Source organism: Shewanella cutis, from assembly GCF_022410515.1.
In the GTDB taxonomy this organism is placed as follows: Bacteria; Pseudomonadota; Gammaproteobacteria; order Enterobacterales; family Shewanellaceae; genus Shewanella; species Shewanella cutis.
The window spans coordinates 152630-166422 of record NZ_JACSDI010000004.1 but is presented as its reverse complement, the minus strand read 5'-3'; the positions used below and the strand labels follow the sequence as shown (position 1 = coordinate 166422).

The 13793-nt window shown below is 46.7% G+C and carries 11 protein-coding genes; 3 read left to right on the top strand and 8 right to left on the bottom strand.

What is annotated here, in order from left to right; all coding sequences use genetic code 11:
* Window positions 1–303: 303 nt before the first annotated feature.
* From H9J30_RS09400 to H9J30_RS09385, 4 genes are all read right to left on the bottom strand, one after another.
* Window positions 304–3762 (bottom strand): zinc-dependent metalloprotease, encoded by a 3459-nt coding sequence (locus tag H9J30_RS09400; protein ID WP_240130790.1) that lies wholly within the window; start codon window positions 3760–3762, stop codon window positions 304–306.
* 22 nt (window positions 3763–3784) lie between these two features.
* Window positions 3785–4654: a hypothetical protein gene (locus tag H9J30_RS09395; RefSeq protein ID WP_240130789.1), complete on the bottom strand. Its 870-nt coding sequence runs from the start codon at window positions 4652–4654 to the stop codon at window positions 3785–3787.
* Window positions 4655–4718: 64 nt separating this feature from the next.
* Window positions 4719–5138 (bottom strand): hypothetical protein, encoded by a 420-nt coding sequence (locus tag H9J30_RS09390; RefSeq protein ID WP_240130788.1) that lies wholly within the window; start codon window positions 5136–5138, stop codon window positions 4719–4721.
* Between the two features lie 301 nt (window positions 5139–5439).
* A complete protein-coding gene (locus H9J30_RS09385) occupies window positions 5440–6369 on the bottom strand; it encodes a LysR family transcriptional regulator (protein ID WP_240130787.1) in 930 nt (309 codons plus the stop codon).
* Between the two features lie 119 nt (window positions 6370–6488).
* Between H9J30_RS09385 and H9J30_RS09380 the strand changes: the two genes are divergently transcribed.
* Window positions 6489–7565 (top strand): zinc-binding alcohol dehydrogenase family protein, encoded by a 1077-nt coding sequence (locus tag H9J30_RS09380; protein ID WP_240130786.1) that lies wholly within the window; start codon window positions 6489–6491, stop codon window positions 7563–7565.
* Entirely contained in the window at window positions 7562–7846 is a 285-nt protein-coding gene (locus H9J30_RS09375; RefSeq protein WP_240130785.1) for a putative quinol monooxygenase, read from the top strand. Before H9J30_RS09380 ends, H9J30_RS09375 begins: the two co-directional genes overlap by 4 nt.
* A gap of 63 nt (window positions 7847–7909) precedes the next feature.
* Here H9J30_RS09375 and H9J30_RS09370 read toward each other — a convergent pair whose 3' ends face one another.
* The 4 genes from H9J30_RS09370 to H9J30_RS09355 form a co-directional block, all read right to left on the bottom strand.
* Window positions 7910–8641 carry a fumarate reductase iron-sulfur subunit gene (locus H9J30_RS09370; RefSeq protein WP_240130784.1) on the bottom strand — a complete coding sequence of 244 codons (732 nt, stop codon included), beginning with the start codon at window positions 8639–8641 and terminating at the stop codon, window positions 7910–7912.
* On the bottom strand, window positions 8641–10647 hold the full coding sequence (locus tag H9J30_RS09365) for a fumarate reductase flavoprotein subunit (RefSeq protein WP_240130783.1): 2007 nt from the start codon (window positions 10645–10647) through the stop codon (window positions 8641–8643). Before H9J30_RS09365 ends, H9J30_RS09370 begins: the two co-directional genes overlap by 1 nt.
* Before the next feature lie 65 nt (window positions 10648–10712).
* Complete coding sequence (locus tag H9J30_RS09360) at window positions 10713–11384, bottom strand: fumarate reductase cytochrome b subunit (protein ID WP_240130782.1); 672 nt, start codon at window positions 11382–11384, stop codon at window positions 10713–10715.
* 249 nt (window positions 11385–11633) lie between these two features.
* Entirely contained in the window at window positions 11634–12359 is a 726-nt protein-coding gene (locus H9J30_RS09355) for a fumarate reductase cytochrome b subunit (RefSeq protein WP_240130781.1), read from the bottom strand.
* A 440-nt stretch (window positions 12360–12799) separates the two neighbouring features.
* Between H9J30_RS09355 and prmA the strand changes: the two genes are divergently transcribed.
* Complete coding sequence (prmA, locus tag H9J30_RS09350) at window positions 12800–13681, top strand: 50S ribosomal protein L11 methyltransferase (protein WP_240130780.1); 882 nt, start codon at window positions 12800–12802, stop codon at window positions 13679–13681.
* The last annotated feature ends 112 nt before the right edge of the window (window positions 13682–13793 follow it).

The following is a 13793-nucleotide window of genomic DNA, read 5'->3' as shown; positions in this document are numbered from 1 at the left end:
GTAATACCAATCACATTAAATATCTAATCAGTTCAGAGCCTCACGGGCATCTCAATCCAAGGCGCATTGACGAAGAAATGGTTATTCCCTTTTAAGTCAATGTAACACGGGAGTGAGATGCCTATGATGCTCCCGAAGGGCGGGGTTGAACGGGCTTTATACTGCGTTTAAGGCTTTCGACAGAGCACCACTATGCCTTCAAGCCTTCGCCTTGTCTAAAGCCCGTTTAACTCCCGCTGAATGAACAGATATTTAATACGATTGGTATAAAGCCGCGGGTGCGGCTCACTCGATTCAAGTGACTTAATCAAGCACAGGTAAATAACTGAGCACTAGCTGATCTCGATTTAGCTGCCTATCAATGATCTCACCCACAGTGCCATTGTTTAACTTGATGGCAAGCGTGGCCTCACCAGCTTGCGTCTTAAAGGTTTCCATTTCTTTAATTCGGTTAATCAATGCCAACGCTAAAGTGTTTTCTGCGGTCGCTGCATACACTCGACCATTTACCGTCACTTCTGCTTGAGTCGCCAATGCTGGGCCAGCTAAGCGAATACCAACGTATTCACGCCATACCCTAGCTTTTTGCTCACCTTGATAATCACTGTCCACGGATGCAAGCACCACTTGGCGTAATATCATCTGCAGTAAATTGCTCTTACCTTTTGGTTGGCCGTTAACAGTATCAAATTGGAAGTAACGTGATACTGAACGGTCGTAATTAGGTAATGGTTCAATACTTTGTTGCGCAAAATCAGTGTAATAAGGCAGATAGCTATCAAGCTTACCACTCACGCCACAGCTTTCGGTAAAGAGCGGCGTATTACCACGAGTAAGGCCAGGACCTTCACCCATGGTCATCTTACACAACATGTCTTGGAACACCGGACCCACATTCGGTAAATCAACCAATGCTTTATAGCCACGGCTTGATGTGCTACGTGGGGTGGTACGTGAGACTAAGGCTCGCACGGCTAACAATTTATCTGGCCACACACCCAACACGTCGCGCTCATTCACATAAGGATGGTTAGGTGAAGATGCAGGTGTTTTAATACCATTGAGTAGGCGACCCGAAAAGCTGACATCCGCCGTTAATAAATCCTGAAATTTAGGATTAATTTGCGATTTAATGATCAGCTCTTTCAAGGCTTCTGGAGAATCAGAGAACTGACTAATCACCTCACCCGGCTCAAATTGCGCCTTCATATCGCCGCTTTTAAAACGATATTGCTCAAGTACTTTGGCAAAATTGTACTGTTGCCTTAAGGCTACGCTGCCATCGGCTTGCTTGTATGTGACGTCCAGTGTGGCGTCATTTTCTCCCACTAGCTTAAGGAAGAAATCTGCCGACTGATTCATCGCCCGCTGATTCGCGCAATACCAAGCATCGCCTCCAGTCGCCGCCAATCGTTCACACTCACCGACGAAAAAGTTTTCAGATAGACCAAACAGTTGCTCTAAAAAGCTCACATCTTCAATGAATTGACGTATTTCATCAAACTGAGCTTTACGATTGATGGTGTAACTTAGGCTATGATCTTCAAACAAAGATTGCCGATTATGGCGTAGGTTCATAGTCTCGTAGCTATCGAAGTACTTTTCGATATAAAACTGACCAATATCATCCAAGTTTTTGCCCGCATCTCCACGATTACAGTTGCTGTTAAGGGAGACGTGCTCATCAGTACAGAAAGAATACTGACGTAGGCTATTGTTTTGCTCGATGTTATAAAGCGCGCCAAATCGGGTATCACCGTTAACGACGCCTTTGGCAAGTTCGTCACGACGCTTAGCATCTTCCGCTTTGAGCGACACAAATTCATTGGTCTTCGTTTCTACTTCACGGGCATAGCCAAAACGTAACGCAGCTAAGTCATAGGGTTCAAACGTGGTCGCAAACCGATTCACGTTGTAGTCCATTTGGCTCGAAAACTCGGCATTAACAGTAATGTCTGGATAACCTGCATCACTAAAGGCGGCTTTTAATTCAGCTAGTTGTGCTTGGTTAAAGGTATTGTCGTGGTCACGACTCCCTGCAAAGTTATGCCTTAAGCCAAAAGTATGTCCTAACTCATGGGTCAAGGTGCCAGCAAATGCTTGTGCAGCTAGGGCTGTGGTTAGTGAGTCTTGCAAACTTAGGGGCAGATCTTCAAATGCCGCTAACTTACCGCCCACTTTGCCATCAACCCACATTTCCGCTTTTTTCCAGTCAATTTCATGACCTTTGATGCCGCGAGGTAATTCACGATCACTCCCCCCTGTAGCAAACACGGTATCCACATGCATCATTGAGTTTTCAGACCAAAACGCTTGTGTTTTTTCATCAAAATCCGCTAAGGCATCGAAGCTATTATCCTTGGGCGTTAATAACAGCGATTTGGGTGCCGCAATGAGTTGCTGAGTCGGTTGCTCAAATGCTGCCGCCTCAACAGGCGCAGTATCGAGGCTGACATCAGGCTTGTCTAAATTCGACACATATGGCTCACCCGTTAACGATGTCACTGAATTAGCGTCCAATTTGCCTCTGTTATAATCTAAACGCACTTGGCGATAGTAACGAACGGCGCCTTGTTTTAGATTCGAGCTGTATTGATTGACTCGCGCACTCACAATTTCACCTGTTAGCGGGTTTGCCGCAGATGGACCATAACCCGCTAGACCATTATCCAGCGGCTCATCGAATAAAGTGATGTTGCTATAACGTAGGTCGCCATGGCGTTTATCGTGGGCTTGCTCAAGTTTTATCTGTGGAAATCCGGTTTTATACAACTTATTTTGAATGTTAATTGCCGTAACAGACTCAATGGCTGCATCCAAAAAGGGTTTATTTTTCGCATCGTAGAAATTATTACTCAGGTAATAAGTCAGTTCCGATTTGGCCGGATTAAAGCGATTCAAGTAAGTGCGCACATACCCGTCAACACCCTCAGAGTCAGTCGCGTCACGATAGGTATGGGAGGAGGTAAAGAAGCCAAATGTACCCTTTTCGTTTTCAGCATAGGGTATAGCTTGATAGTCTTTACTGGCTAACTGATCCACCGCCACAATCGAAATAAACTCGGTGGTCGTAAAGGATAAGTTGTCGAGATTGCCACCGTAAAATTGGTTAAAGCAACTTGGTGAAGCTTGATAGGTATGCTCAATTTCAAAGTTGACCACGCCCTTAGCTAAATCCATCTCATAGCCTTTTTGGCCATTAGAGTTGACTAAACGGGGCGCTTCGGTTTCAGTCACGCATTCCCCAAAGGTAAATATATCATTAATGCCCAACTCGGCAATTTTGGCTTTGGCAAAATCAGGGACAAAATAGCGTTTATTCTGCCATGTTAAATTAGCATCGGTATTAACTTGCTCCACGTTAATACACTCACGCCATTTATCTTCAGTACATTTAAAGTCGATATATTCGCCAGGAATAGTTAATACTGGCGCTTGGTTATATTCATTAGGATAACGACTGTCATGGCCTAATCCGATATTATCTCGATCTATTTGACGTACTTGGATGCCATTCTCAGTTTTATGCAAGGTCACCAACTTAGGATCACCTTGAGTAAAACCTCGCACCTCAGCGGCATAACGCGGAGCCTTACCCACGCTGCGAATGTAGAGATACTGCCGCTCAGCGGCTTTATCGATGTCGGCAGTGGTGACTTGCTTTTCATCTTTCGGGAGTTCTTTATAAGGCTCATCGCCAGCACCACACCCCACAAGGGTCAGTGCGCTGGTGATCGCCAGACATACCATTGACTTCTTCATAGATTCCTCTTAACTACTGTTTTTATAGATATTTAGTAACTGACAAATAAAAGGTTGAACTCTTTTTGTCATAAATCTCAAATCCCTGAGATGTCCCCACTTCTGGGTTATAGAAACGACCACTATTGTTGTGACCAACAGCCAACACCCAATCAGGCTTAAACGACCAACCGAGTTCTTGGGCGAAGGTAAATTGATCGTCGAGTCGGCGACCGTAATAGTTTTTGGAAATCCGATAACGACCACTGATATCCAAATACCAATTGGCCGTAATTTGCCAATAAGCATCGACTAATCCATCGAGTTGCTGTTCAACTAACACGCGCTCACCTGCGGTTTTGTATTGGTAAGCGTTGTAGCGATAGCGCGGTGAAAAATAAAAACTTAGGTTATCTAGCGGGCTCCAAAATAAGTACCCAGCAATACGCGGTGCATATTGCAACCGATCCAATTTTGATTCACGTTCTGCGGGCAGATACACACCCAAACTACCTTTCAATGAAATGGTATCGGTCAAGGCATACAGTGGCGTGCGGTACTCCAGCAAAGGGTCATAAAAACTGGACTCCTTGCCATGTAATGTTTGCTTTTCACCCCCAAGGGTAAATAGCACATTGCCCCAATTTGCCTTGTAATCGATCCGGCTATCGATGTTAAAGGCTTGATAGGCGTAATAACTATCTGAGTCATAAATGTTTCGGGTAAAACCCACATTAACGTAGCCAGACCATTTTGCGGCTTGTGCATCCGTTGCTAACTCAAATTCATTGACGGCCAATGCTTGGCCGACCAATGAGAAACTGGCTAGCATCACCTGCACGCAGAAAAGCACTGACCATTTATTTCGCCGACGAGAAATCGACGAATAATATTGATTATTCGTTGGTTGCATAATAAAACCTTGATTTATATTTTTAATGGAAAATTTTGATAGTGAGCATTCGCTCTATGTAGCACTAGGATGTACTTGCTTGAACTGATTTCATCCAATTAAGTAAAACTGAATAATAGTTTTCTATATTAGTAATATAACCACGAATAAATATGGTTAAGATTAAATAAATAAAACTAAAAAAAATAAAAAAGGACGCTCCCCAAAATATGCTTTCAAAATCCGTTTGGCTAAAACCAGTCCAAAGGGGAGCGCCATATTCACCAACTATTACGGCTGACTGATGGCTAACAGGTTCACAGTGAGACACCATCACAGAAGCCATTGATAAGCTATTTTTTCCAACAACACATGAATCAGACGCAGCGGCAATATTCACGGGTAAGCTCACCCATAATATTCCAAATATCAGCCACTCACCCACAGCGATAAGAAAACGCTTTGATATTTTTGGATAATTTTTTGTGGCTAATTTAATTAACATTGCTCGTCAATACGTCATGCTATAAATAATCTCCACTGCGACCGCGCAGCCAAAGATACAAAAAGATACATTTATTGCATCATACGCATGAACAAAAAATCTTTTCAACTCACGCAAGAGCTAACTCATATTAAATTAAAATAAATATGAGTTAGATCAGAAAAACTTAGCAAAATTAAACATAATAAACACAAGGAGCAACAACTAATCTCATCACCAAAAACAATTTTAAAAACTTTATTTTAAAATAAATAACAATATGCGATACGCTTATTTACATATACTACCACTATGCAATTGCTTAACGGTGTTTTGGGGGAATATGATGAGCCGCCAACTGCGTTTGCAACGCTTTACAACGCTGACGTAACATTTCGCGAAGCAGTAATACCACCGGAGTGACATGCTCTCGCCCAGGACACACTAAGTACAAATTGACCGACTCGCCGCGATATTCTGGCAACAAGGGCACCAAACGCCCAGCCATAATATCCTCTGCCAAATCTAAACTCGACTTAAACACCAACCCCTTACCCGCAACCGCCCAGCGGCGCGCAATTTCAGCATCATTGGCACTGCGATTGCCTGTGACTCTTACTTTACGTTCCTGGCCATCACGCTCAAATTGCCATTGGTCGTGGGTTCGATCATCTAGTTTATAAAATAAGCAGTTATGCTGTGTTAGCTGCTCTAATGTCTCGGGTTGACCAAACTTGGCAAGGTATTCTGGCGATGCACATAACACTCTGTCGGCACTGCAAATCGGAAAGGCAACTTGATTAGAATCCTGCGGCTTACCATAGCGCACTGCCACATCAATTTTATCGTGGTAAAAACTGCTGATATTGTCGCCCAAATGCAAACGTACTTGCAGCTGTGGAAAATCCAGTAAAAAGTCATCGAGCCAAGGGACGAACAAGTTACGCCCAAAGTCTGATGAAACCGACAGGCTTAAGGTGCCAGAGACCTTACCTTTATCGCTGGCGATCGCCTGCTCTCCCAGGGCGAGATCACTTAAGGCGCGGCGACAATGGATTAGGTAACGCTCACCTTGAGCGGTTAACCTAAGGCTGCGAGTTGTGCGCACAAATAGGCTGGTATCAAGCTGTTTTTCAAGGCGCTTAATCGCTGCACTGGCCGACGCTGCCGAGAGTTCCAATTCAGCCGCGGCGGCCGAAATACTGCCGCAATCGGCAACCCGAACAAATAATGCGAGATCATTGAGCAGCATGATTATCAAATTTCCTTTGAAAAAATTACAAACATTCCCCCGTTTATTTAAAGGTTAATATTTCACACAATGGCACTCAATGACAAGTGACTGACACGAGTCGCCAGTGAGGAATGATTATGAGAGCCGTAGGTTACCAAACAGCAGGTGCAATCAATGCACACAATGCACACAATGCACACAATGCACACAATGCACACAATGCACACAATGCACACAATGCATTAGAAAACATCACATTAGCAGAACCCACCCCAACAGGTTTTGATCTTTTAGTCGAGGTTAAAGCCATATCGGTTAACCCCGTCGACACCAAGATCCGCGCATCCAGCTCAGCGCCCGCAGGGGAATATAAAATCCTCGGTTGGGATGCCGTCGGCGTTGTAAAAGCCATTGGCGACAAGGTCAGCCTATTTAAAGTGGGCGATGAGGTTTGGTATGCCGGCGATATTAGTCGCAGTGGCAGTTATGCTGAATATCAGTTAGTCGATGAGCGCATTGTCGGCCATAAACCGAACTCCCTCAGCAACGCCCAAGCCGCGGCTCTTCCCTTAACCAGTATCACGGCTTGGGAATTGCTGTTTGACCGTTTAGGTCTACCACAAGATGGCTCAGCCACAGATGCACGTATTCTGATTATCGGTGCGGCTGGCGGTGTGGGTTCGATTATCACTCAACTGGCGGTCAAATTGACTGGAGCAGAGGTTATCGGTACCGCATCACGGCCAGAATCCGCAACTTGGGTGCAAACCTTAGGTGCAGATGCCGTCATCAATCATAACCAACCCCTTTCGCAAGAGCTGGCTAAGCTCGATATTGCCGATGTCACCCATGTGATTAGCCTGACTCAAACCGATAAGCACTTTGACGAAATCGTAAAAGTGCTCAGACCGCAAGGTAAACTGGCACTGATTGATGATCCTGTCGGCCCGTTAGATGTGATGAAACTGAAGCGTAAAAGCCTGTCGCTACATTGGGAGCTGATGTTTACCCGCAGCCTGTATCAAACCGAGGATATGATTGCCCAGCACCATCTACTCAATCGTATTGCCGAGCTTATCGATACCGGCACAGTAAAAAGCACCTTTGGTGAGCATTACGGCACGATCAATGCGCAAAATTTACTTAAAGCCCATGCACAAATTGAGTCGGGTAAAGCGATTGGTAAAATTGTACTTGAGGGATTTAGCCAATGAAAATCACGGTTTTTGCGCAAATCCAAGCGCATTCAGGTCAGAGTGATGCGCTCTTTAACATCCTCAAACAACTGGTGAGTGACACCCACACCGAGGCCGGTTGTTTTGAGTATACGCTGCATCGATCTTTAGATAATGCAAATCACTTTTGGATGTATGAAGTGTGGCAATCCCAAGCGGCGCTGGAGGCACATATGGCAAGTCCGCACTTTAATGCTTTTTTAGCCGTCTCGGCGGCATTAGTTAAACAGGTGGATATTCATAAGACTTTTGCCTGTTAAGCTCCCAAACAAAAAGCGCCTACAAAGGCGCTTTTTATTTTAAAATCAAAGTAATAAAAGGAGCTAAACCAGCGTCATTGCCATTTTACGGCGTAGATAAGCAATCTGCTGCATATGGGGTAAATCTTTAGGGCAATTATCTTGGCAGCCGAGTAAGGTCATACAGCCAAACACCCCGTCCTGATTACCAATCACATGGTAAAAATCCTCAGCGGTACGGGCATCACGGCTATCGAGTTCAAAGCGGGCGATCTTCATCATGCCGACTGCACCAACAAAGGTCTCGCGCATTTGCTTGGTCGCGCAGGCTGATACGCAAACCCCGCATTCAACGCAGCGCTCTAACTCATACAAGCGCGCAGCTTCTTCCGGCGCCATTGGATCTTCGAGGCGATGGATGCTGATATCATTCGCCTTTGGGTGTAACCACAGCTTTAACCGCTCAGCAAGTTCACGCATAAACTTACCCGTATTCACCGAGAGATCGCCAATTAACTCAAAGCCAGGTAATGGCATCAGGGTGATCTCGCCCTTGGGATATTTGGCGGTTAAGGTGCGGCAAGCCAATGTTGGAAAACCGTTGATCACCATGGCGCAGCTGCCACAAATGCCTGCCCGACAGACAAAGTCAAACTGCAATGAGGTATCTTGCTCTTCTCTGAGTTTATTGAGGGCGATAAACACCGTCATGCCTGGCGTTTCAGTGAGTTGGTAACGCACCATCTTCGGCTTATCGTTTGGCTCCTGCGGATCATAACGAAAAATATTAAAGGTTAACTGACGACCTTGGCTCATTATGATTTTTCTCCTAGCGCATTGGCGGATGGTCTTTGTAAGGTATCACTTAAACGTTCATTGTTAGCTTGCAGGCTGGGCGGCAGCTCGAAAGGCATCAGTGCCGCTTGGCGTTGATAACGATCGGCATCCTTCCCAAGCTCTGCCAAAATCTGCGTGATTTGTTGCTCACGTTTAGCGGTATCAGGGTGAGCAATGGCATTGTCGATACCATAACCACGGTATCCCGGTGGCAACTCCATCTTCATCACATCCAGCGGCTCGTAGCTTAATACGGGTTCTAACGCATTAGCATCGGGCCAACTGGCAAGGGTGCGATTAAGCCAATCGCGGTCGTTACGCTGCGGATAATCTTCACGGGCATGGGCACCGCGGCTTTCGGTGCGAGCGGCAGCGCCGCAAGCAACGGTCAGCGCGACTTTGAGCATACGCTTAACCCGCAGCGCCTCCACCAGCTCTGGGTTGGCGTGGCGTTTTTTGCACTTAATGCCGAGCTTGCGTGAACGCTCAAGCAGGGCTTTAAGCTCAGCCACCGCTTTATCGAGTTCAGGCCCATTACGGAAAATCCCTACGTAATCCATCATAATCCGCTGCATTGCGTGCTTAAGCTCGAAGGGGTTTTCGTGGCCATCGCCATCAACTAAGGTGTCGATTTCAGTCTGCACCTGCTGCATAAACTTTTCGGCAAGCGCTGTGTTGATTTCAAGGCTGTTATTTTCACAAAAATCAGCGACATACTTGCCGATAATCATACCGCCCACTACGGTTTCCGCGAGCGAGTTACCACCTAAGCGATTAAAGCCATGCATATCCCAACAGGCGGCTTCGCCCACGCTGAACAGGCCCTTAAGCTGCGGACTCTCGCCGGTGGCTTTGGTGCGAATGCCACCCATAGAATAATGCTGGGTTGGACGCACGGGGATCCAATCCTTCGCGGGGTCGATACCGAGGAAGTTTTCACAAATCTCTTGCACTTCACGCAGGTTGGTTTCGATATGTTTGCGCCCAAGCAGGGTGATATCGAGCCATAAATGCGGGCCATAGGGGCTATCGACGCCCTTACCTTTACGCATATGTTCGGTCATGCGGCGGGATACCACGTCCCGCGATGCCAGTTCTTTTTTCTCAGGCTCATAGTCCGGCATAAAACGATAACCGTCTTTATCCCGCAATAAACCACCATCACCGCGGCAACCTTCGGTGGTTAAAATGCCAACTGGCACAATCGCCGTGGGGTGGAACTGCACCGCTTCCATATTACCAAGCGTTGCCACGCCCGTTTCGAGCGCCAGCGCCTGCCCTATGCCTTCGCAGATAATCGCATTAGTTGACACTTCATAAATTCGGCCATAACCACCAGTGGCGATGGTGGTTGATTTCGCTACATAGGCACGCAATTCGCCCGTGATTAAACAACGGGCAATCACCCCGTGACAGCGCTCTCCATCGTGGATAATCGCCAGCGCTTCGACGCGCTCATGGACCGGAATATCCATTGAAATCGCTTTGTTATCCATCGCATAAAGCAACGAGTGACCCGTTCCATCGGCGGTGTAGCAGGTGCGCCATTTCTTGGTACCGCCAAAATCGCGGGCATTGATCAACCCGTGGGCTTCTTCGGCTTCTTGCAGTGTGACTTTTTGTGCGTTAACAATCACTTCTCTTGGACCTGCACTGACGCGTGACCAAGGTACCCCCCAGTTAGCTAACTCACGTACCGCCTTAGGCGCACAATGGGCAAACATTCTGGCGACCTCTTGATCGCAGCCCCAGTCCGATCCTTTCACTGTGTCTTGGAAATGCACGTCTTCATCATCGCCCATGCCTTTAACAGCATTGCCAAGACTTGCCTGCATTCCCCCCTGCGCCGCCGCAGAGTGAGAACGTTTAGCAGGAATAAGCGAAAGCACTAAGGTATCAAGCCCACGCTCTTTAGAGGCAATGGCTACCCGGAGCCCTGCCAATCCGGCCCCCACCACTAATGAATCGGTATAAATCAGTTTCACGCCTGCTCCTTAACGGGTACTGCAATGATTATTTTGGGATAACACGCTTTTATTATTTGTTTTGCTCAACTTGCATAGGGTAAAAATGCTAGCAATGAGGCAAGCCCTACGGTGACAAAAGCCACACTCACAATGGTTTTGATCTTGCGTAAACGGCTGCGGCTATTAAGATCCCGCGCCGCGCCCCACTTAAGTGCCACACGGTAAATACCAATTGCTGCATGTAACTCCACAGTGAGCAGCAAAGGCAGATAAACCATCCACACACCTTGATTCCAAATACGATCGGCGCTCCCTTGCGGACCTATGGTTTCGGGGGCTGAAGCGATAAGCCATAGATGCACAGGCAAGAACAACAAAATCACCACGCCCGTAATGGCCTGCCAGCGCCATAGGCGAGTATCACTGTGGTTAATCACTTGCATCTGCTGTTGCAGCGCCCTTTGCTGGCGCAAACTCATGGGTAACTTTTGCAATGCCACTAACACATGCACTAACGCTAAAGCGGCGATACCGATAGCAATACAGGTCACAACCCAAGGGAAGCCGCGGCCATCACTGGAGAGAAAACTCAGCTCCATCGCACGAGCCACCCAGTGCATGGCATCGCCACCCAATAAAATAGACGACACCAGCACTAAGTGAGTCCATAAAAACACCGCCAAAATGACACCAGACACACTCTGGCTTAAATCCAGCCACGCACTCCATTTTTTTATACTTAGTTTGATTGCCATTGCTTTCGCCTCACGCTACCAGCTTCATTAAGCCACCAGCTTCATCAAGCCAGAGTGATTAAGTCCTATCCTCGAAAATTAATATCGCTCACAAATCCAACAACAAACCTGAGTTAGATCAACTAGAGGGTGAATAATTCATCGAATGCTTAACTATTCGCGGTAAAACAAATTAAAACGAGTCGCAGCTAAACAAAATCCTACCGAGATGCCCCATTACAGGACAACGCAGCAGGATTGGCATTCAAATCACTGGGGCACATAGGGCTGCACAGGAACGCTCAACTCGCTGCCGATAAACATATAAGCAACCAAGCTGGCGCTACCAAGGCACAACAAATAGATAATCAAAACCTTAGCGAGTTTGCGTAAACCTGAACGCTGAGCCGTTATGCCCCACTTAACCGCCACACGGTACAAACCAATCATGGCGTGGATCACCACAGCGGGCAGCAATAAGGCATACAGCAGCCAAGCATTATCGTGATAAACACGCTCGGCGGATAAATGTGGGCCAATCTCAGGATTTAAGATCATGGTAAACAGATGCACTGGCACAAGGAAAAACAGAATAAAACCAGTGATCAACTGCCAAAACCAAGCATGGGTATCGCGGTGGTTAATGCCACCTAAGTGCGAGCGCAATGCCCGCCACTGGCCCAGTTGTGCCGGAAACCGTCTAAGCGCAACCGCGGCGTGTACTATCACCACCAACAGCATAAAAACCGAAAAGACTTTAGTGACCATCGGAAAACCATGGCCAGTACTACTAAACATGCCGCCTTCAAGCAGTTGTACGACTTGGTAAAATGCCTCCTTACCCAGCAAAATGCTCGACTCGAAGTGCATATGCAACAACAGAAAGCATCCCAGCATAATGCCTGTCGCGCTCTGTAATCTATCGGCCTTCGCCGACCAAGGGTGACCTATCCCCTGTGTTTTCACCCTAGTGTGAACGCGCGTTACGCTTATCATCCTGCTTTTACCCTTTGATGGTTTGTTGACACCTCTTTGCAAACTACACGATAGCAGTAACAAAATACCCAACTGAGCGTCACAGATTTAAAGCGTGAGATAACTCACGGGGTGAACATCAACTCTTAGAAGGCGATCACAAAAACAAGGTAAAAAACCAAACAAAGGTAAAACCAATTAACCATTATATTTCATAGCTTTATAATAAATATCGAAACGAGTGGTTTGCATTTGCGTACAACAAAATGCTGACCCAATAACGCCTTGTCAATGCAGGAATAAAAGCCATTTTTATCTAAACGTGACGATAGAAACCCATTTACACAACCAGAGTTAAAAACGGCTTTGTTATGGTAATTTCTCGCCAAATCCTGCCGCTTAAGATGGTTTAGGTATACAATAGCGCGATATTTTTTAACCCTAGCCACAGGATTTACCCCATGCCTTGGATCCAACTTCGCATTAACACTAACAGTGATGATGCTGAAACCATCAGCGACTTACTCATGGAAGAAGGCGCAGTCTCTATTACTTTTGAAGATGGTAAAGACACCCCGATCTTTGAACCTAAACTGGGTGAAACCCCGCTGTGGCGTGATACCGTGGTTGTCGCGCTATTTGAGGCAGATACCGATCTAACGCCAACCATTGAGATGTTGAAAACACTGCCGTTTTTAGGTGAACACTTCAGCCATAAAATCGAGCAGATTGAAGACAAAGACTGGGTTCGCGAGTGGATGGATAACTACCACCCGATCCAATTTGGTAAACGCCTGTGGATATGCCCAAGCTGGCGTGAAGTGCCAGATCCAACAGCGGTAAATGTGATCTTAGATCCAGGTCTTGCCTTTGGCACAGGTACTCACCCAACCACCGCACTCTGTTTAGAGTGGTTAGATAGCTTAGATCTGAGCAACGAAGAAGTGATCGACTTTGGTTGTGGCTCAGGCATTCTCGCCGTTGCCGCACTAAAGCTGGGCGCGAAAAAAGTCACCGGTATCGACATCGACTACCAAGCCATTGACGCCTCAAAAGCCAATGCCGAGCGTAACGATGTTGCCGACCAACTCGAACTCTACCTACCTGAAGATCAACCCGCCGATCTTAAGGCCGATGTATTAGTTGCCAATATTCTCGCAGGCCCACTGCGCGAACTTGCCCCCCTTATCGCCGACCGAGTCAAAACCGGTGGTAAATTAGCCCTCTCTGGACTCCTAAAAGAGCAAGCGCAAGAAATCTCTGACTTTTATAGCCAATGGTTCGACATGGACGAAGCGGCTCACAAAGAAGATTGGAGCCGCTTGACAGGTACGCGCAAATAACGCTAAAGGGTGGCGCAACATGCGCCACCACTGGCTTAGGCTTATTTTGTCGATGACTTCTCAAGGCTAAAAAGTCAAGAAAAAAAATTGCTCCTAGGTCATTTATTGACCT